This window comes from Streptomyces sp. NPDC053755, from assembly GCF_040677675.1.
GTDB lineage: Bacteria > Actinomycetota > Actinomycetes > Streptomycetales > Streptomycetaceae > Streptomyces.
The window spans coordinates 134,780-153,686 of record NZ_JBFASK010000017.1; the positions used below are offsets into that span (position 1 = coordinate 134,780).

An 18,907-nucleotide genomic window follows, 5' to 3' on the forward strand; every position below is an offset into this window, starting at 1 on the left:
GCGACGACGGGTGACGCCGCGACGACGGGTGACGCCGCGACCACGGGTGACGCCGCCACGGGAGATGCCGCGACCACGGGCGACGCCGCCACCGGTGACGCCGCGACCACGGGAGATGCCGCGACGGGTGACGCCGCGACGACCGGTGACGCCGCGACGGGCGACGCCGCGACGACCGGTGACGCCGCGACCACGGGCGACGCCGCCACCGGTGACGCCGCGAGCGGCCACGCCGTAGGCGGGTACGGCGACTGCGCCTGCGACTACCCCAAGCCGGGGAAGCCAGGGCACCACGACAAGCCGCAGAAGCCCGGCCACCACAAGCCCGGCAAGCACGACGCACACACGACGCACAACCCGCACTGAAGGTGAGACGGGGGCGCGCGGCCGGATCGTCTTCGACTCCGTCGCGCGCCGCCCGCGGAAGCAGGAGCAACACGTGCGAGCAGTCAGGATCGGAAGGACCGGGTGGGGCCGTGCTGAGCGGTGCTGAGTCGACACAGGTGAAGGACCAGCCGCAGACCGGTGACGAGCCGGCCGTGCAGGGCGGCGAGGGACCGGGCGGTACGCGCGGAGAGCCGGGGGGTCCACCTCGCCCGTGGAGCGCCGGTACGGGAGCCGTGGTGGCCCTCTGTCTGGCAGTGACCTTGGGCCATGTACTCATGGTGTTCCTGTACGTGGCGCCTCCGAATTCCGTCTCGAAGGCGTACAGCCGACAGGTCAACGGCTGGGTCCGGCCCGTGTTCGAGCAGAACTGGCGGCTCTTCGCCCCGAATCCGCAGTCCGTCAACCGGCAGATCTCGGCGAGGATCAGGCAGACAGCGCCGGACGGCACCACGCGGGTCAGCGGCTGGATCGACCTGAGTGCCGGGGACGACGCGGCCGTCAAGCACAACGCCTTTCCCAGTCACACGGCGCAGAACATGCTGCGCCAGGCCTGGAACTCGTACCTCAAAACGCACGGCGGCGACAACCGGGCACGCTCGGAGCGGGGCCTGATGATCGAGAAGTATCTGCGCAACATCGCGGCGGACCGCGTCGCCGCCCAGCGCGGCCGCACCTTCGACTCCCTCCAGCTGAGGGTGATCTCCCGTCCCATCGCCGCTCCCGGTGCGGCGGGCGGGCAACGCCCTGCCGTCGCGACACCTACCCGGGCGGAGACCCGGTACCTGCCCTGGTGGAAGGTGGCCTCGCATGCAGCGGACTGAACGGGATTCGATCGCGGCGCCCCTCGCGTCCGAACCCACCGCCGAGCGGACGGCCGCGCGCGTTCCACGGGCGGCGGCGCGCATCCCCCAGCGCGTATACGACCGGGTCCACGCGCTCCTCGTCCTCGTGACCGAGCGGCCGATCTCCCTGTACGCCGCGGCGGTGCTGCGCATCGGATACGGACTGCTCTATCTCGTCTTCCTGCTCCGTGAGTTTCCGCATCGCGACGAGATGTGGGGGCCCGGATCCCCTTGGACACCCGCACTGGCCAGGCAGATGTTCGACCAGAGCGGCTGGGTCAGCGTCCTCACCCTGTCGGACGGCCGGGTGTACTTCGAGGTCTGCTACGCCGCGGCTCTGGGCATCTGTGCGCTGTTCGCGCTGGGCTGGCGGACGCGGGCGATGTCCGTGCTGTTCGCGGTCGTGGTGGTCTCCTTCCACGCCAGGGCGATCGTCATGGCGGACGGCGGGGACAACCTCATGGTCCTCATGGCCGTCTACCTCGTCCTGACCGCGTGCGGCCGACGCTGGTCCCTCGACGCCCGCCGGGAGCGGCTCTCGGCGCCGGGGACCGAGACGGCGGCTCGGCGCGGCGGCGATCTCCGGCACCATCTCGGTGATGCCCGCACCGTACTGACCACGGTGCTGCACAACTGCGGCATGTTCGTCATCGCGGCCCAGGTCTGCTTCCTCTACGGATGCGCGGGCCTGTACAAGGTGCAGGGCGCCAAATGGGGCGACGGGACCGCCCTGCACTACGTCCTGAACATCGATCTGTTCCGGCCCTGGCCGGAGCTGTCCGAGACGATCGCCGGCCAGCACGTACTGATCGCCGTCGTCGGCTATCTGACGGTGCTGGTGCAGGTCGCCTTTCCGTTCGTCCTCTTCGGAAAGTTCAAGTACCCGGTCCTGGTCATCCTCCTGGGCATGCATGTGAACATCGCGGTGCTCATGGGATTGCCGCTCTTCTCCGGCGCGATGATCGTCGCCGACGCCGCGTTCCTGCCGGACCGCTTCTACCGCGCTCTGGGGCGGCGGTGGCGGCGCGCCTTTCGGCGCACCGGCCGTAAGGGAGAGCAAGCGCCGGTCGGAGCGGAAGCGCCGGCCGGAGCGGCGACCGCCGCCGTACCGCCGCAACCGTCCGCGACGTAGGACTCAACGCGCCGGCTTACCTCGCATGGCGGCCGGAAGGGAGCAGGCGCTGGTGCCGCCCGGCATGCGATGACGGTTCTTCGCGATCACGCGGTAGACGCCGCGCGCCGGCCAGGCGACGGGCGGCAGCCGAAGGACGAGCCCCAGCCCCCACCAGCGCCTTCGTCCGCTCATCAGCACGGCGGACAGGGCGCGCGGCCCACCGAGCACCGTGCCGGCGGGGCTGATCCAGAGGACCTCGCGGTCGGCCCTGTCCTCGGTGACACCCAGGGCGGCGAGGTCGGCGCACTGCCAGGGGACGAGGTCGACCCGAGGCCGGACCGTACGCCGGAGCACCTCGATCGATCTGCCACAGAAACCGCAGTCTCCGTCGAACAACAGCACAGGCCGGCCTGTCATCGGGTTCCCTCTCCTCCAACGGGCTGGGTCGCAGAACTCCAGTGTGGGGCGGCCAAAAGCCGAACGGCGGGCAACACGGCCGTCGGGATACCCCCTCACCCGTCCGATCGCCCTCATCTCCCGCCTCCTCGTCCCGAAGCACCTCGGACGCCCGGGATCGTCCTGGCCTGTCGACGGCGACGTTGACGAGCAGCCCGGAACGGCACAGGCGGGCCGCTTCCGGGCGGCATGTGGCCGATCCCGGGTCCGGCCGAGCCGCTCCCGGACCCTGTTCACCCTCCGGAGCACTTCGCGGGCGCCGACCAGGAAGGCCACGTGTCCGGGCCCCGGGGGGAAGTCTCCTGAGGCGGAACGACTTCCTGGACGACTGGACCCCTGCCCACCGGGAGGCCGGCGTCGGCAGGAAGATCCTCGGCGACGGTCCAATCGCCGAAGGGCACCTGGCGACGTAGCCAGGTGCCCTTCGATTCTGTGCCCCCGGCAGGATTCGAACCTGCGACACCCGCTTTAGGAGAGCGGTGCTCTATCCCCTGAGCTACGAAGGCGTGAGTGATCAGGGACAGCCTAGCGGATGGAGCGCTCGATCCTGGAGGGGGTTTACGCGGCGGGCCCCGGCGCCTGCCGCGGGCCCCTGCCTGGGTCGCTCCGGTGCCGGCCGCGGGCCCCTGCCCGGCGTCGTCCGCCGGGCCCCCTGCCCGGCGTCGGGCCCTTGCTCTTCGGGAGTCTTGCCCTTCGGGAGTCGTGCCCGGGGTGTGCGATCGTCGGGGGCCGGGGTTGATTCCGGTCCGGGGGCGGCATAGCGTCGGGCGGTCCGGGTGAGCGAGCGCTTAGGGGTGAGGCGAAGTGGGCGTGCCGGACGACGAGCGGGCCGCGCGGAGCGCGGAGGCCGTGGCCGCGCGGTTGGCCGGGGAAGGGGCTCCGTTCGCCGTCGAGGGCGGGGTGTACGTCGACGGGGCCCGGACCCTGCGGGAGTTCGTGGAGGTCACCTGGGCGTACGGAGACCGGCCGTTCCTGGTGTCCGAGAGCGGGACGATGGGCTATCGGGAGTTCTTCGACGCCGCCTGCGGACTGGCCCGGCGGTTCGTCGATGTCTACGGGCTGCGGCCCGGCGACCGGGCCGTCGTCGCCATGCGGAACCATCCGGAGTGGCAGGTCGCCTTCTGGGCCGCCCAGCTCGCCGGGCTCGTCGCCGTTCCCCTCAACGCCTGGTGGACCGAGGAGGAGTTCGCGTACGCCCTGGACGACTGCGCGCCCGGAGTCCTCCTCGTCGACGGTGAGCGGGTCGGCAGGGTCCGGGGCTGGGCGCGGGAGCACCGCGTCCCCGGGATCGTCTTCCACGGGGAGGCGACCGAGGGTTTCGAGGCGTACGTGCCCGACACCGACCCCCTGCTCGGGCCGCCCCTCGTCGACGTCCTGCCCGAGCACGACGCCACCATCGTCTACACCTCCGGCACCACCGGCCGGCCCAAGGGCGCCGTCGCCACCCATCTCGCGCAGGCAGGCGCCGCGACGAATCCGCGGTACTTCGCCGCCGCCTCCGCGCTCGCCCGCGGGCTGCTCCCGGGACAGGGCCCCGCGCCCGTCTCGCTCACCACCTTCCCCTTCTTCCACGTGGCCGCCTTCACGTCCCTGTACGCAGTCATGGCGGCGGGCGGTTCCCTCGTCCTGATGCGGAAGTGGGACGCGGCCGACGCGCTGGAACTCATCCGGAAGCACCGCGTCACCCACTACGCGGGCGTTCCGACCACCGCCCTGCAACTGCTGGACCTGGCCGAACGCACCGGCGACCCGCTCGACAGCCTCACCATGCTCAACACCGGCGGCGCCGCCGCCCCGCCCGAGATCGTCGCCCGCGTCACCGCCCGCCACGGCGAGCGGATCGAGCCCCGCAACGGTTACGGACTCACCGAGACCTGTGGCGGCGTCCTCGCCAACTTCGGTGCCGAGTACCGCGCGGACCCGCGCAGCGTGGGCCGCCCCGCCCCGGCCGTCGAGGTGCGGCTCGACCGCCCCGACGCCGACGGCGTCGGGGAACTCCTGCTCCGGGGCCAGTCCCTCGTCCGGGGCTACTGGAGGGACGAGCGGGCGACCCGCGAGGCCTTCACCGAGGACGGCTGGTTCCGCACCGGGGACCTCGCCCGGGTCCGGGACGGGCGGGTCACCGTCGTCGACCGGATCAAGGACATGGTGATCCGCGGCGGCGAGAACGTGTACTGCGTCGAGGTCGAGGCCGTCCTCCACGACCACCCCGACATCGTCGACGCCGCCGTCCTCGGCCTGCCGCATCCGGTCCTCGGCGAGGAGGTCGCGGCCGTGGTGCGGCTGCGACCGGGGGCCACCGTCACCGCCGACGAGCTGCGCGCGCACGTCGGCGCGTCCCTGGCCGCGTTCAAGGTGCCCGCCCACGTCCTCGTCCGGGACACCGCACTGCCCCGCAACCCGGCCGGGAAGATTCTCAAGCGGGAGCTGAGGGCGACGCTCGCTCCCTGACGGCGCGCCTGCCGGGGCTGCCTGCCGGGGGCTCCTTGGATCCTTGGCGTCAGGTGCGGGTGACGCGGACGCGGTAGCTACCGGAGGAGTCCTCCTGAAGCACCGTGATCCGTATGCCGTTGGCCCGGTCCGTGAAGGTCTCGCCCGGGCGGTACGTCGCGTCCGACAGCTCCGCGTGCACGTTCGGGCGGCGCGTGCAGCCGCCGCTGTCCTGCCGGCTGTCCGACACGGTGACCGGCCCGTGGCCGGTGTCCACGTCCGACTCGACCCGGTAGATCAGGACGCCCGGACGGCAGACCGCCTGGTCGTTGCCGTTCTGGGTGCGCACCTCGACGGCGTAGCCGGAGGTCTCGGAGAGCGGCACGAAGGCCAGTTTCGCGCCGCCCGTGGTGGCCAGCGGGGTGAGGACGACGTCGCGGATGCCCGTACCGGACGCGCAGGAGACCTGGTCGTCGTCGAGCCAGCCCAGCTTCCACTTGTGCCAGCCGAGGAGGTCGTTGTTGGCCCCCCAGTCCTCGGACATGATGTCCCAGTGCCCCACCGTGCCCCCGCCGTCCACGGTGTAGAGGTCGGGAAGGCCGAAGACGTGCCCGTTCTCGTGCGGCAGCACGCGGTAGCCGGTCTGGTGGTACGTCCCCGAGCCGTCGTCCTGGCGGCTGTAGACGAAGGACGTGTTGGAGAGCGGGACCCCGTCCGCGTAGGGCGCCTCGTCGTTCCCGGAGAAGGTGACGGACAGGACGGTGTCCAGGGCCGAGGGCCCGGCGTTCGGGGTGACCAGGACGTTGACCAGGTCGTACGCACTGAAGTCGATCTTCGCGTCGGCGACCTTGACGAGGTCCTCGACGAGCGAGCGGTAGCCCGGCTCGTACGGTGAGCCGCGCTCTATCCCGTACGAGGAGAAGGGCTCGGGCATCCGCAGCCACTCGGGTATCGGGGTCTCGGGACGGTAGAGGAGCCGTCCGTAGGAGCTGACCCGGAACCAGTCGGTGGTCTGCGGGAAGAACTCGCGGTAGCGCCCCAGGGCGGTTCCCTCGCCCGGGGCGTCCGGGAAGTCGATCATCAGGTTGAGGGCCTTCAGCTGCCCGGTGGCACGGGCGTATCCGGGGGAGGTGGGCAGCCCCTCCGACATCTGCACACCCAGCGTCGTCGCGATCCGGCACGGGCCGAGCGGCGAGTTCCCGGGCGCGGCGGCCACGGGGCCCGCCGTGGCCGGTGCGGGCCCGGGCAGGGTCGAGCTGGCCGAGGTCAGGGCGGCGAGGGCGAGCGCCGCCGCCGCGGCCAGGGCGAGGGGTCTGCATATCCGCCGGCAGGTGTGCTGCATACGGTCGCCTCTCCGATCCGGGCTCTCGCTGTGCGATCAGCCTGTGACGAGGGGCGCGGGGGCGCGCGCCGGGTGGCCCGATCGTGGGATTTCGCGCCGGGGGTGAGAGGTGTGGCTCAGGTCACACGGAAGGCCGGAAATAACCGGGGAGCGCGTCCCCGTTTACGCCTGTGTCCGACGAAGTGGGGACCTGGTCCCCGGATGGCGGCCCCAGCCGGTCGGCTGACCGGCGGACCGCCCGACGGGCCGTCCGACCGAAGACCGACCGAAGACCGACCGAAGTTCCGAAGGAGAGGTGGCGTGAGCACCACCGCCGGCACCGCGCCCACCGTCCGCCGCGCACCGCGCCCGCGGGCCGACGCCCTGCGCAACCGCGAGCGGATCGTGGCGGCGGCCCGTGAGATGTTCGTCGAGTTCGGCCCCCAGGTGCCGCTCGACGAGATCGCGCGGCGCGCCGGGGTCGGCAACGCCACGCTCTACCGGAACTTCCCCGACCGCGCGGACCTCATCCAGGAGGTCGTCGTCTCCGTCATGTGCCGCACCACCGACCTGGCGGAGCGGGCGGCCACGGAGGAGGCCGACACCTTCGAGGCGCTGCGCCGCTTCACCCACGCCGCGGCCGACGAGCGGATCGGCGCGCTGTGCCCGATGCTCGACGGCACCTTCGACCAGGACCACCCCGAACTGCACGCCGAACGCGACCGGTTGATGGAGGCCGTGGAGACCCTCGTCGACCGGGCGCGGCAGGCCGGCAGGCTCCGCGCCGACGTCGGTGTCGGGGACCTGCTGGTGGCCGTCTCCCAGCTCACCCGCCCGCTCCCGGGCACCGGCTGCCTGAACATGGACCGATTCGTCCACCGTCACCTGCAGCTGTTCCTGGACGGCCTGGAAGCGCCCGCGCGCTCCGTGCTGCCCGGGTCGGCCGCCACTCTGGAGGATCTGCGGGGCGCCTCTCATGCGTCGTGACCCCGCCCTGACCGTCCCGTAGTCCCGATCGGGCCACGCCGTCCCGGCCCGACCGCTCGTTCCGTACCTGCCTGTCTGCGCACGTCCGTCGGCCTTTCTCGACGGTCACCCGCTCCGTACTCAGTACGTCCGTTTTCTCCTTTACGCACCAAGAGGTGGCTATCCCCATGTCCGAAACGGATCCCCGGCGCTGGAAAGCGCTGGTCTTCATCGCCCTCGCCCAGCTGATGGTCGTGCTCGACGCGACGATCGTGAACATCGCGCTGCCCTCCGCCCAGCAGGACCTGGGGATCTCGGACGGCAACCGGCAGTGGGTCATCACGGCCTACGCCCTCGCCTTCGGCGGTCTGCTGCTCTTCGGTGGCCGCATCGCCGACCTGTGGGGCCGCAAGCGCACCTTCGTCGTCGGCCTGATCGGCTTCGCCGCCGCCTCCGCGCTCGGCGGGGCCGCGAACGGCGAGGCGATGATGCTCGGTGCCCGCGGCCTGCAGGGCGCGTTCGGCGCGCTGCTCGCACCGGCCGCGCTGTCGCTGCTCGCGGTGATGTTCACCGACGCCAAGGAGCGCGCCAAGGCCTTCGGCATCTACGGCGCGATCGCCGGTGGCGGCGGCGCCGTGGGTCTGATCCTCGGCGGTTTCCTCACCGAGTACCTGAACTGGCGCTGGACCTTCTTCGTCAACATCCCCTTCGCCATCGTCGCCGCCGTGGGCGCGTACTTCGTGATCCGCGAGCCGGCCGGCGGCCGCAACCGCTCGCCGCTCGACATCCCGGGCGTCGTCCTGTCCACGCTGGGCCTGGTCGCGCTCGTCTACGGCTTCACCCGCGCCGAGTCCGAGGGCTGGTCCGACACCACCACGATCGGCCTCTTCGTCGGCTCGGCCGTGCTGCTCGCCGCGTTCGTCCTCACCGAGGCGAAGGTCAAGTCCCCGCTGCTTCCCCTGCGCGTCCTGACCGAGCGCAACCGCGGCGGTGTCTACCTCTCCCTCGGCCTCGCCGTCATCGCGATGTTCGGCCTGTTCCTGTTCCTGACGTACTACCTCCAGATCGTGAAGGGGTACTCGCCGGTCAAGACGGGCTTCGCGTTCCTCCCGATGATCGCGGGCATGATCGTCGGTTCCACGCAGATCGGTACGCGGCTGATGACGCGGGTCCCCCCGCGCTGGCTGATGGGCCCCGGCTTCCTCACGGCTGCCGTCGGCATGCTGCTGCTGACGCAGCTGGAGATCGGCACCTCGTACGCCGGCCTGATCCTGCCGGCCCAGCTGCTGCTCGGCCTCGGCATGGGTACGGCCTTCATGCCGGCGATGTCGCTGGCGACGCACGGCGTGGACCCGCGGGACGCCGGTGTGGCCTCCGCGATGGTCAACACCTCGCAGCAGGTCGGCGGCGCCATCGGTACGGCGCTGCTCAACACCATCGCCGCCTCGGCGACGACCGCGTTCCTCGCCGACCACGCGGCCGGTGCGACCACCCCGGCCGCCCAGAAGCTGCTCCAGCTCCAGGGCATGGTCGAGGGCTACGCGGCGGCCATCTGGTGGGCGGTCGGCATCCTGGTCGTCTCGGCCGCGATCGCCGTCACCCTCATCAACACGGGCAAGCCGCGGATGTCGGCCCCGGCCGGCTCCGGCGCGGACGCCGGCACCGGGTCCGCCGACGGGGCGCAGGACGAGGTGAAGATCCCGGTCGTCATGCACTGACCGGTCTGCGAAGGCCCTGGCGGGCTCCCGTCTCCTAGAGCCCGGACTGCCGGTGCCGGGACCCTCCGCCGTGGCTTCCTCGGCCCCGGCTGCCGATGCCGACCCCCCCTGTCGTGGCTTCCCCGGCCCCGGCTCCCTCTGCCCTGGTTCCGCGTCAGCGGAGCCAGGGCAGATCCGCGTCCGGGTCCGCCGGCTGGAGGCCCTCGGCCATCACCTTCATGATCACGCCGAGCTGCTCCACCTGCTCGGGGGTGAGCCGGTCGAACATCGCCTGGCGCACGGCGGCGACATGGCCCGGCGCGGACCGCTCCAGGACGGCGAAGCCCTCGTCCGTGAGGTACGCGAACTGGCCGCGCTTGTCGGAGGGGCAGTCCTCCCGGAGCACCCAGCCGTTCTTCTCCAGGCGGGAGACGGCGTGCGAGAGCCGGGAGCGGGTGATCTTGGCGCCCTTGGCCAGCTCGGTCATCCGCAGCCGCCGCCGGGGCGCCTGGGAGAGCTGGACGAGGAGGCCGTAATAGACGTGCGGCATCCCGGCGTCACGCTGGAGCTGGCGGTCGAGGTGGTCCTCGAGGAGGGTGGTGGCGTGGAGGTACGCGCGCCATACGTGCTGTTCCTCGTCGCTGAGCCAGCGAGGTTCGGTCGCCGTGACCTTCGGTGCCGTGTTCATGGTTCCAGCCTACGACCCATCCTTGAAAGTTGAACTACATCGGCGCTAAGCTCGTCATGTCAGGTGAGCTTGAAACTTAAAGGACCTTGGGAGGCGGTCGTCATGGACGCCACGCCGGAACGGATGCCCGCCCTCTACCTCTCGCACGGCGCGCCGCCGCTCGCCGACGACCCCGTCTGGACCGGCGAACTCGCCGCCTGGTCCGCCGCGCTGCCCCGGCCGAAGGCGATCCTGGTGGTCTCCGCGCACTGGGAGGAGGCGCCGCTCGCCCTCGGTGCCATCGAGACCGTGCCGCTCGTCCACGACTTCTGGGGCTTCCCCGAGCACTACTACCGCGTGCGCTACCCCGCCCCCGGCGCGCCGGAGCTCGCCGCGTCCGTCCGCAAGCTCCTGCGCGGCCCCGGCACCCCGGTGCAGGACATCCCCGACCGGGGCCTCGACCACGGCGCGTACGTACCGCTGGTGGAGATGTTCCCCGCCGCCGACGTGCCGGTGCTCCAGATCTCCATGCCCACCCTCGACCCGCGCAGGCTGATGGACATCGGGCGCAAGCTCGCCCCCCTGCGCGACGAGGGGGTGCTCATCGTGGGCAGCGGCTTCTTCACCCACAACCTGGCGGCGCTCCGGCACACGGGCGGGGGCGTGCCGGGCTGGTCGGCGGAGTTCGACGACTGGGGGCGCCGGGCCCTGGAGGCCAGGGACGTCGACACGCTCCTGGACTTCGTCCACACCTCGCCCGCCGGCCGGCTCGCCCACCCCCGTACGGAACACTTCGCGCCGCTTTTCGTCACGCTCGGCGCGGCGGAGGCGGGGGGAGACCTGGACGGCGGCCGGAGCGTGATCGACGGGTTCTGGATGGGGCTCGCGAAGCGCTCGGTGCAGTTCGGCTAGGCGACCCGTCCGGCCCGTCCGGCCCGCCGGGCCGTCGGGGCGGACCCGTCAGAAGGCCGGCGGGTTGAGCGCGATCGAGCGGGCGGCGGCCGCCAGCGCTTGCGGGTCGCCGACGTCCAGGGCCGTGTCGGTGAACTTGATCGTGTGGTCGTCGCCGTGTGCGGCCGCTCGCTCGAAGACCTCTTCCGCGATCAACGGGACCGCCCGGTAGGGGACGGGCTCGGACGGTGTGTACGCGGCGGTGACCGCCGCCGAGGCCGACCAGGCGGCGGCGACGCTCGACGCCCACAGCGCGCGGGGGAGCGCGGGCAGGGTGCGCAGGACCGCGTTGGGCGCGGTCGCCGCGTGGACCAGCATGACCGGCTCGCCGTGGCCGTGGGTGGCGTAGCGGTGGGTCGCGGCCGTGACCAGCTCGGTGAGCAGGGCAAGCGCGGCCTCGGGGTCCGGCGCGCCTCCCCACCGGGGGACCGCGGTCAGCTGGGCGAGCCGGGCGCGGATGCCGCCCTCCTGCTCCGGTACGGGCGGCACGGCGTCGAGCGCGGCCGCCGCCGTGAGCGCGGGGCCGAGATCCCGCAGGGGCGGCAGCGGCTGGTGGCGGGCCGCCCAGTAGCCGAGGGCGTGGGCCAGTTCGGCCCGGCGCGGCGCCGTCTCCTCCGACGTCAGCAGCGTGCGTACGGCATGGCCGGTGCGGATCACGGGATGGGTGGCCCCGCCCGCGATGCCGGGCAGGAGCCGCGGCCACCAGGTGGCGAGCACCTCCCGCCAGGGCCGCTCGGTGACCTCCCGCTCGAAGAACCGCGCCCAGTCCGCGATCCGCGCCGGGTCGCCTAGCGCCTCGCGCCAGTTCGCCGGGGTGACGGGGGAGTGGGGCGCGGGCATGTCCTCCAGCTTGGCGCGGTAGCGGTCCAGCCAGCGGTGGACGACCGGGGCATGGCCGTGGCGCACGAGCGCCTCCACGGCCATCGGGGCGTGGTTGGAGAGCCATCCTCCGCGCTCGGGGCCGCTGGCGTGGAGGCGCTGGAGGGCTTCGTCGAGGGTGCCGGTGGTATCGGTCATGCCGAGACCGTAGGCGCGCGGCGAGGCGGTCCGTAACGGCCTCGGGACCTAGACCGGCGGGGCTCGCGGCGTAGGCCGGTGGGGCTCACGGCGTAGGCCGGGGCGTAGGTCCGGCGACGCGGGCCCGGGCGTCGGTGTCCCGAGCCGGGTGCGGGGCCCCTCACCCGGGTGCGGGGTCCCGGTCCGGGCGGGGACGCCGGCCTGCGGGTGAGGACGGCGACCTTCCGGGGCGCGAGCCTTCCGGTGCGCGGGCTTTCCGGTCTTTCGGTCTTTTCCGGACAGTGCGAGCAACCGGGTGGCGCCGCACGCCGTCCTTACCGGGGGAGCGCCCAGGACGAGGGGAGAGGCCCGGCAGGGGGCGCGCGTGCCGGGCTTCACGCCCCCTCTGACCTGCGCTTCCGCGCTCCGCGCCAGCGGGCGTGGCCCTCGGTGGCCGGACAGGGTACTGCATGATCGCGAAAATCGATGTGCCGCGTGGGAATTCTGTCCTGATTCCAGTCGTTGTTTCCGTCGGATGCAGGGCACCCGCAAGGGTGTCGCGACCTACTCAGCAAGGGAGCACGCATGGCAACCCGTGCCGTCGCCCGTCGTTCGTCCGCCTCCAGCGGCAGCAGCTCGAGGGCAAGCAGCGTTCGCGCCGTGGGCGGGGAGATCGCCGACCGCGACCTGGTCGGCATGTACCTCGACGAGATCGCGCGCACCCCCCTGCTCGACGCCGCCAAGGAGGTCGAGCTCTCCCAGGACATCGAGGCGGGCGTGTACGCCCGGCAGATCCTCGAAGGCGAGGTGGAGAGCGAGGCGGGCGGAGCGTCCCGTGAGGAGCTCGAGGCGCTGGTCGCCGCGGGCGAGCGCGCCAAGGACCTCTTCATCAAGTCCAACCTGCGCCTCGTCGTCGCCGTCGCCCGACGCTATCCCCGCAGCGGGCTGCCGCTGCTCGACCTGATCCAGGAGGGGAACGCGGGCCTGGTGCGCGCGGTCGAGAAGTTCGACTACGCCAAGGGCTTCAAGTTCTCCACGTACGCCACCTGGTGGATCCGCCAGGCCATCACCCGCTCCATAGCCGACCAGTCGCGCACGATCCGGCTGCCCGTGCACCTCGTGGAGGAGCTCGGGCGGATCCGTCGCGTGCAGCGCGAGTTCAACCGCGAGAACGGCCGTGAGCCGGAGCCCGCGGAGATCGCGGCGGAGCTCGGCTCGACGCCGGCGCGTGTCGTGGACGTCATGGACTGGGCGCGTGACCCGGTCTCGCTCAACATGTCGGTGGACGACGAGGGCGAGACGCAGTTCGGCGACCTCCTCGAGGACACCTCGGCGATCTCGCCGGAACAGTCGGTGCTCACCCTGCTGCGCAGCGAGGAGCTGGACGACCTGATCGACAAGCTCGACCACCGCACGGCCTCGATCATCCGCATGCGGTACGGCATCGAGGACGGCCGCGAACGGACCCTGACGGAGGTCGGCAAGGAGCACGGCCTGACGCGTGAGCGGATCCGGCAGATCGAGAAGCACGCCCTGCTCGAACTGAAGAAGATGGCCCGCGACACCGGCTTCGACGCGGTGGCGTGACGGACGGGGCGCCCCGCGCCGAGCCGGGCTTCGGCGCGGTGGTCGGGCGTCAGCGCACCGACGCGCCCAGACGGCCCGTCAGGTCCCGTACGTACGCGATCAGCGGGTCCGGCGCGAGGATCGTGAAGTCGCAGTCGACCAGGGCGAGGCGGACGGCGACCCACTCGACCGAGTCCGTGCAGCGGGCGCGCAGTGTGCAGGAGTCCGGGCCCGTCGGCGTGGGGGGCAGATGGGCCGGCAGCCGCGCGGCCACGAACGAGGCCGGGGCGGCGAAGTCGACCTCCAGCGCGAGTTCCGGCTGGGCGTGGGCCCGGCCCATGGAGCGGGTCATGTACTCCACCGCGCCCCCCGCCGGCAGCTCGCGCGGCGCGAACCGGGCGCCGGTGGCGAACGGGTCCGTCACCCGGTCGACGCGGAACGTCCGCCAGTCCTCGCGCCCGAGGTCGTACGCCACGAGGTACCACCGCCGCCCGGTCGACACCAGCCGGTACGGCTCCACCAGCCGCTTCGTCTCCGTGCCGTCCCCGGCGCGGTAGCCGAAGCGCATCTTCTCCTGCCCGGTCACCGCCCCCGCCAGGGCCGTCAGCGTGGACGGCGCGACCGTGGCCCCGTCCCCCCGGGTCAGCGGGATCGTCGCGTTCTGCAACGTGGAGACCCGGTGCCGCAGCCGCGACGGAAGCACCTGCTCCAGCTTGGCCAGGGCACGCACCGAGGCCTCCTCCACCCCTTCGATCGCGTGGCCCGCTCCCGCTCGCAGTCCCACCGCGATCGCCACCGCCTCCTCGTCGTCGAGGACGAGCGGCGGCAGGGCCGCCCCGGCCACCAGGCGGTATCCGCCCACGGCGCCCTTCGACGCCTCGACCGGGTAGCCCAGCTCCCGGAGCCGGTCGATGTCGCGCCGGATCGTGCGCGGCGAGACCGAGAGCCGCTCCGCCAGCTCGCTCCCCGGCCACTCGCGCGGGGTCTGGAGGAGCGACAGCAGCGTCAGCAGTCGTGCGGGAGTATCCGTCATGCGTCCCAGGATGCCGTCCATCTAGGACATGAACTGACCTACATGCTGGCTACCTTCGGACCATGAGTTCACACGACGCCACCGGTCCCGGCCCCGGCAGCAGCGACATCGGCGGCAGCGCCGCCGACAGCGGTACGACTCCCGGCCCCGGCACCGGCCGCAGGCGCTGGATAGCCCTCGCCATCGTCATGACCGCCGCCTTCATGGACCTGGTCGACGCCACGATCGTCAACATCGCGATCCCCAGCATCGAGCGCGATCTCGGCGCCTCGTTCGGGGCGATCCAGTGGATCACCGCCGGATACGCCCTCGCGTTCGCGGCCGGTCTCATCACCGGAGGCCGCCTCGGTGACATCTACGGCCGCAAGCGGCTGTTCCTCCTCGGCACCGCGGGCTTCACCCTCGCCTCCGCGCTCTGCGGACTGGCGGGGAGCCCGGAGATCCTCGTCGCCTCCCGCCTCCTCCAGGGCGCGGCGGCGGCGATGATGGTCCCGCAGGTCCTGTCGATCGTCCACGTCACCTTCCCGGCCCACGAGCGCGGCAAGGTCTTCGGCCTGTTCGGCGCGATCATCGGCCTCGGTGCCGTCTCGGGACCGCTGCTCGGCGCGCTGCTGACGCAGTGGAACCTCTTCGGCCTGGAGTGGCGGCCGATCTTCCTCATCAACCTGCCGGTCGGCATCGCGGGCCTGATCCTGGGCCGGAAGTTCATCATCGAGTCCAAGGCGCCCAAGGCGCTCCGGCTGGACCTGGTCGGCGTCCTGCTCGTCACGCTCGCGCTGCTGATGCTGATCTACCCGCTGACCCGCGGCCGCGAGCTGGACTGGCCGCTCTGGGGCCACCTGTGCATGGCGGGCAGCCTGGTCGTGTTCGGCGCCCTCGTCGCGTACGAGAGGTACAAGACGCGCAAGGACGGCTCGCCGCTGGTCGAGCTGTCCCTGTTCCGGGTGAAGAGCTTCGCGGCCGGTATCGCGGTGCAGCTGACCTTCGGTGTCGTGATGGGCATCTTCTTCCTGGTCTGGACGCTGTACATGCAGATCGGGCTCGGCTGGAGCCCCCTCAAGGCCGGCCTGACCGGTGTCCCGTTCTCGATCGCCGTCTCCACCGCGGCCGGCCTGTCGGTGCAGAAGCTGGTGCCGCGTTTCGGCCGCAAGGTGCTCCAGGCGGGCGCGCTGACGATGGCGGCGGGCGTGCTGCTCTACCTGTGGGAGGCCGGGCGGTACGGCACCTCCATCCACTCCTGGCAGATGATCGCCCCGCTGGTGATCATGGGCCTGGGCATGGGGCTCATCGTCGCCCCGCTGACGGACGCGGTGCTGTCGGACGTCCCCCGGGAACACGCGGGCTCGGCGTCGGGTCTCATCAACACCACCGGGCAGATGGGCAACGCGCTCGGACTCGGCCTCGTGTCGGTCGTCTTCTACGGCGCGATCGACGAGGAGCGCCTGGCGCGGGCCCCGGGCGAGATCGGGACGGCCTTCGCGGACGCCTTCCAGAACGCCCTGGGGTGGGTGGTCGCGGTGCTCGCCGTGATCTTCCTGGTGATGTTCGCCCTGCCGGCGAAGCCGAGGCAGCACGTCGAGGGCGCGGAGGCGGCGGCCGGTGAGGACGGCCCGATGGACGGGTCGCCGGTGGACGGTCCGGCGACGGACGAGCCCACGAAGGAGCCGGCGCTCAGCCGGTAGGAGTACGCCGGGGGAAGGCGGGTACCCGCCCGTCGGATGGATGGTCGTGACGGCCTGATCGTACGTACGGACCGGGTCCCCCGACGCCGAAAGGGGCGGTGCGCATTCGGCGCGCACCGCCCCTCCGGTGTCTTCCGGGTCGAAACGCTCCCGGATCAGGTCACTTCTTGGCCCTCGCGGCGTGGGTCACCTTGCCGGAGACGATCGTCTTGCCGAGGAAGCGGTTGACGCTGTTGGTCGTCGCCGTGCCACCGGGCGCGGTGAGCTCGACCCACGAGCCCCCCGAGCAGTCGAGCTCGTTCTCGTTCCCCGGGACCACGACGCACTGGTACTCCCACACCTCTCCCTCGGTGGTGAGCACCTCGATCGAGACGTTGTTGGCCTGCTCGGCGATGGAGACGGCGCAGGCGCCCTCAGGCGCGCCGGGCAGCGGGGTCCAGACGAACTCCGTGGGTTCGGACGTCAGGTCCCGGATGCCGGCGAAGACGTCGCCGTTGTTGACCACGCCCTTGACCTCGCGGCTGTTCTCGAGACGGTTGGCGTCGATGTCCAGGCACGTCGCCGGTCCCGCGGGTCCTGCCGGTCCTGCCGGTCCTGCCGGTCCCGCGGGTCCCGCCGGTCCTGCCGGTCCGGTCGGGCCCGTGTCGCCGCCGCCGGGGCCCGTCGGGCCCTGCGGACCCGCGGGGCCCTGCGGTCCCGCCGGACCCTGCTGGCCGTCGGCGCCTGCCGGACCCGCCGGGCCCTGGGGGCCTTGCGGGCCCTGCGGACCGGTCGGGCCCGTGCCGCCACCGCCGGGGCCCGTCGGGCCCTGCGGGCCGGTCGGGCCGGTGTCACCCTTGGGGCCCTGCGGACCGGTCGGACCCGTCGGGCCGGTGGGGCCCGGCTTCCCTTCCTTGCACTCGTCGTGCAGGGTGCGGGCCTGCTGCGGACCCTGCTGCTGGAACTTGCTCAGGTGCCCTTCGACGTAGTCCCGGATCCGCTCCTTCTCGTGGTGCGGCGGGGGACCGTCCTGGTGGTGCGGAGGCGGGCCGTCCTCGTGGTGCGGCGGGGGGCCGTCCGGGTGGTGGGGCGGCGGCCCGTCCGGGCATTCCTCGGTCGTCGGACCCGCGTTCACACCCGCGGGCTGCGTCGGCAGCTGGGGCGTGGCGATCGCGGGGGCCGCCATGCTCGTGAGCACGAGGGCGAGCGAGGCGACGGTCCCGCCGGCGAGCCAGGAACGGCGTCGGGCGAGCGGGCCAAGAGAGGACCGGGTCCTGAGATCAGGACGCATACATGTGCTCCTTCGTAACCGGTTCGAGCGATGCGGTGGAAGTCTGTTCGGACTTCCCTTCGGGTCATCGGATCGTGTTCGGGTCCCCTTGAGGGTCCTGAGCACCAATCAACTCCCTGGCCTACGCGTCGCACCGAATGGACGCGTGCGCGGGGGCGAACGCCGCTGCTTCTTCCGGCGTGCCGTGTCAGGGCGCTCGTGCCGCGTTCGTAAGGTCACCCGGTCATGAGGTCGTCCGTCCCCGTCCCCCCGGAGCCGTGTTGCCGTGAAGCCGTCGATCTGCCTGTGCATGATCGTCAAGAACGAGGCGCGCGTCATCGAGCGATGTCTCGCCTCCGTCCGTGACCTGGTGGACACCTGGGTCGTCTCCGACACCGGCTCGACGGACGGCACCCAGCAGCTGATCCGCCACGCGCTCGACGGCATCCCCGGTGAGCTGCGCGAGGAGCCGTGGGTGAACTTCGGGCACAACCGGAGCCTGAACATCCGGCATGCCCGGGGCCGGGCCGACTACCTGCTGCTCCTCGACGCCGACCTGGTCGTCGAGCGGGCCGGGTCCCTGCCTGCGCTCACCGCCGACGCGTATCTGCTGCGGCACGCCGGACCGCTGGAGTACCGCATCAAACGCCTGGTCAGAGGCGACATGCCGTGGCGGTACGAGGGAGTCACCCACGAGTACATCACCGCGGACCGGGACCACGTCAGCGAGAACCTGGACGCGCTCGTCATCAAGGACTTCGCCGACGGCGGCTCACGGCACGACAAGTTCGAGCGCGACGCCCGGCTGCTGAGCGCCGAGCTCGACCGGAACCCCACCGACACCCGCACGGTCTTCTACCTCGCCCAAACCATGCGCGACCTCGGCCGCGCCGCCGAGGCCATCGACCTCTACGAGCGCCGGGCCCGCATGGGCGGCTGGGACGAGGAGGTCTCCTACGCACTGCTCCAGGCCGGGATCCTGAAGGCCGACTCCGGTGACTGGCCGTCGGCGATGGACACCCTGTCGCGCGCCTGGGAGGCCCGCCCGCAGCGCCTCGAAGCCTGTTACGAGCTGGCCTCGCGGCTCCGGCGCATGGGCCGCCACCACAGCGCCCATGCCGTCGTCACCGCGGCCCTCGACCGGGAACCACCGGACGACCTGCTGTTCCTCCAGCCATGGATCTACCGCTGGGGTCTGCTGTTCGAGTACTCGATCACCGCGTACTGGGCCGGGGACACCGCGGGCTCGCTGGCCGCCTGCGACCGGCTGCTCGCGATGCCGGACCTCCCCGAGGCGTACCGGGAGCAGACCCGCACCAACCGCGAGTTCGCGGTCCGCCGGCTCTCCTCCATCCCCCACGCGGCCGCCGCCGTGAGCACCGCCGCGACGGCCCCGGCCCCCGTCCCCGGAAGCGGAAGCGGAAGCGGAAGCGCAAGCTGAAGCGGAGGCGGAGGGGCACGCGGGGACGGAGGCGGAGGGGCACGCGGGGACGGAGGCGGCCGTGGGTGGTCAGGACGCGGGTGTAGGCGTCGGTGAGCACTCCGCCGTC

At 72.3% G+C, this 18,907-nt stretch carries 15 protein-coding genes, 1 tRNA gene and 1 pseudogene; 10 read left to right on the forward strand and 7 right to left on the reverse strand.

Annotation, left to right across the window (positions count from 1 at the left end; genetic code table 11):
• From AB0K65_RS18420 to AB0K65_RS18430, 3 genes and pseudogenes are all read left to right on the forward strand, one after another.
• A pseudogene (locus tag AB0K65_RS18420) lies at positions 1–366 on the forward strand (hypothetical protein); the annotation flags it as partial.
• 311 nt (positions 367–677) lie between these two features.
• Complete coding sequence (locus AB0K65_RS18425) at positions 678–1,208, forward strand: DUF5819 family protein (RefSeq protein WP_365717668.1); 531 nt, start codon at positions 678–680, stop codon at positions 1,206–1,208.
• Positions 1,195–2,361 (forward strand): HTTM domain-containing protein, encoded by a 1,167-nt coding sequence (locus AB0K65_RS18430; RefSeq protein WP_365717670.1) that lies wholly within the window; start codon positions 1,195–1,197, stop codon positions 2,359–2,361. The genes AB0K65_RS18425 and AB0K65_RS18430 overlap by 14 nt, the downstream gene beginning before the upstream one ends.
• 3 nt (positions 2,362–2,364) lie before the next feature.
• On the opposite strand, the gene AB0K65_RS18435 is transcribed toward AB0K65_RS18430, so the two are convergent.
• The gene (locus AB0K65_RS18435) at positions 2,365–2,760 is read right to left on the reverse strand and encodes a DUF393 domain-containing protein (protein ID WP_365717672.1); all 396 of its coding nucleotides are present in this window, start codon (positions 2,758–2,760) and stop codon (positions 2,365–2,367) included.
• A 472-nt stretch (positions 2,761–3,232) separates the two neighbouring features.
• Positions 3,233–3,305: transfer RNA gene (locus AB0K65_RS18440), tRNA-Arg, on the reverse strand.
• Positions 3,306–3,648: 343 nt separating this feature from the next.
• Here AB0K65_RS18440 and AB0K65_RS18445 point away from each other — a divergent pair.
• Positions 3,649–5,250: a class I adenylate-forming enzyme family protein gene (locus tag AB0K65_RS18445; protein ID WP_365717704.1), complete on the forward strand. Its 1,602-nt coding sequence runs from the start codon at positions 3,649–3,651 to the stop codon at positions 5,248–5,250.
• 49 nt (positions 5,251–5,299) lie between these two features.
• Here AB0K65_RS18445 and AB0K65_RS18450 read toward each other — a convergent pair whose 3' ends face one another.
• On the reverse strand, positions 5,300–6,571 hold the full coding sequence (locus AB0K65_RS18450) for a M6 family metalloprotease domain-containing protein (RefSeq protein WP_365717674.1): 1,272 nt from the start codon (positions 6,569–6,571) through the stop codon (positions 5,300–5,302).
• A 300-nt stretch (positions 6,572–6,871) separates the two neighbouring features.
• Between AB0K65_RS18450 and AB0K65_RS18455 the strand changes: the two genes are divergently transcribed.
• Positions 6,872–7,537 carry a TetR/AcrR family transcriptional regulator gene (locus AB0K65_RS18455; protein WP_365717676.1) on the forward strand — a complete coding sequence of 222 codons (666 nt, stop codon included), beginning with the start codon at positions 6,872–6,874 and terminating at the stop codon, positions 7,535–7,537.
• Between the two features lie 167 nt (positions 7,538–7,704).
• Positions 7,705–9,234 carry an MFS transporter gene (locus AB0K65_RS18460; protein ID WP_365717678.1) on the forward strand — a complete coding sequence of 510 codons (1,530 nt, stop codon included), beginning with the start codon at positions 7,705–7,707 and terminating at the stop codon, positions 9,232–9,234.
• 154 nt (positions 9,235–9,388) lie between these two features.
• Here AB0K65_RS18460 and AB0K65_RS18465 read toward each other — a convergent pair whose 3' ends face one another.
• Entirely contained in the window at positions 9,389–9,901 is a 513-nt protein-coding gene (locus AB0K65_RS18465) for a MarR family transcriptional regulator (RefSeq protein WP_365717680.1), read from the reverse strand.
• Between the two features lie 102 nt (positions 9,902–10,003).
• Between AB0K65_RS18465 and AB0K65_RS18470 the strand changes: the two genes are divergently transcribed.
• Complete coding sequence (locus AB0K65_RS18470) at positions 10,004–10,792, forward strand: class III extradiol ring-cleavage dioxygenase (RefSeq protein WP_365717682.1); 789 nt, start codon at positions 10,004–10,006, stop codon at positions 10,790–10,792.
• 48 nt (positions 10,793–10,840) lie between these two features.
• Here the strand turns inward: AB0K65_RS18470 and AB0K65_RS18475 are convergent, their stop codons facing one another.
• Positions 10,841–11,848, reverse strand: coding sequence for a questin oxidase family protein (locus AB0K65_RS18475; RefSeq protein ID WP_365717684.1), 1,008 nt, complete (start codon positions 11,846–11,848; stop codon positions 10,841–10,843).
• 564 nt (positions 11,849–12,412) lie between these two features.
• Between AB0K65_RS18475 and AB0K65_RS18480 the strand changes: the two genes are divergently transcribed.
• Positions 12,413–13,414, forward strand: a complete 1,002-nt coding sequence (locus tag AB0K65_RS18480) for a sigma-70 family RNA polymerase sigma factor (RefSeq protein WP_365717686.1) — start codon at positions 12,413–12,415, stop codon at positions 13,412–13,414.
• 49 nt (positions 13,415–13,463) lie between these two features.
• Here AB0K65_RS18480 and AB0K65_RS18485 read toward each other — a convergent pair whose 3' ends face one another.
• The gene (locus tag AB0K65_RS18485) at positions 13,464–14,426 is read right to left on the reverse strand and encodes a YafY family protein (protein WP_365717688.1); all 963 of its coding nucleotides are present in this window, start codon (positions 14,424–14,426) and stop codon (positions 13,464–13,466) included.
• A gap of 188 nt (positions 14,427–14,614) precedes the next feature.
• Here AB0K65_RS18485 and AB0K65_RS18490 point away from each other — a divergent pair, with 188 nt between their 5' ends.
• On the forward strand, positions 14,615–16,108 hold the full coding sequence (locus AB0K65_RS18490) for an MFS transporter (protein ID WP_365717707.1): 1,494 nt from the start codon (positions 14,615–14,617) through the stop codon (positions 16,106–16,108).
• 160 nt (positions 16,109–16,268) lie between these two features.
• On the opposite strand, the gene AB0K65_RS18495 is transcribed toward AB0K65_RS18490, so the two are convergent.
• Positions 16,269–17,378, reverse strand: coding sequence for a hypothetical protein (locus AB0K65_RS18495; protein WP_365717690.1), 1,110 nt, complete (start codon positions 17,376–17,378; stop codon positions 16,269–16,271).
• A 265-nt stretch (positions 17,379–17,643) separates the two neighbouring features.
• Here AB0K65_RS18495 and AB0K65_RS18500 point away from each other — a divergent pair, with 265 nt between their 5' ends.
• Entirely contained in the window at positions 17,644–18,798 is a 1,155-nt protein-coding gene (locus AB0K65_RS18500; protein ID WP_365717692.1) for a glycosyltransferase, read from the forward strand.
• Positions 18,799–18,907: the final 109 nt, after the last annotated feature.

Excerpts from the sequence above, each read along its gene's own strand:
- AB0K65_RS18430 (WP_365717670.1), top strand. The coding sequence starts at position 1,195 with ATGCAGCGGACTGAACGGGATTCGATCGCGGCGCCCCTCGCGTCCGAA.
- AB0K65_RS18435 (WP_365717672.1), bottom strand. The coding sequence starts at position 2,760 with ATGACAGGCCGGCCTGTGCTGTTGTTCGACGGAGACTGCGGTTTCTGT.
- AB0K65_RS18450 (WP_365717674.1), bottom strand. The coding sequence starts at position 6,571 with ATGCAGCACACCTGCCGGCGGATATGCAGACCCCTCGCCCTGGCCGCG.
- AB0K65_RS18460 (WP_365717678.1), top strand. The coding sequence starts at position 7,705 with ATGTCCGAAACGGATCCCCGGCGCTGGAAAGCGCTGGTCTTCATCGCC.
- AB0K65_RS18465 (WP_365717680.1), bottom strand. The coding sequence starts at position 9,901 with ATGAACACGGCACCGAAGGTCACGGCGACCGAACCTCGCTGGCTCAGC.
- AB0K65_RS18470 (WP_365717682.1), top strand. The coding sequence starts at position 10,004 with ATGGACGCCACGCCGGAACGGATGCCCGCCCTCTACCTCTCGCACGGC.
- AB0K65_RS18475 (WP_365717684.1), bottom strand. The coding sequence starts at position 11,848 with ATGACCGATACCACCGGCACCCTCGACGAAGCCCTCCAGCGCCTCCAC.
- AB0K65_RS18480 (WP_365717686.1), top strand. The coding sequence starts at position 12,413 with ATGGCAACCCGTGCCGTCGCCCGTCGTTCGTCCGCCTCCAGCGGCAGC.
- AB0K65_RS18485 (WP_365717688.1), bottom strand. The coding sequence starts at position 14,426 with ATGACGGATACTCCCGCACGACTGCTGACGCTGCTGTCGCTCCTCCAG.
- AB0K65_RS18490 (WP_365717707.1), top strand. The coding sequence starts at position 14,615 with ATGACCGCCGCCTTCATGGACCTGGTCGACGCCACGATCGTCAACATC.
- AB0K65_RS18495 (WP_365717690.1), bottom strand. The coding sequence starts at position 17,378 with ATGCGTCCTGATCTCAGGACCCGGTCCTCTCTTGGCCCGCTCGCCCGA.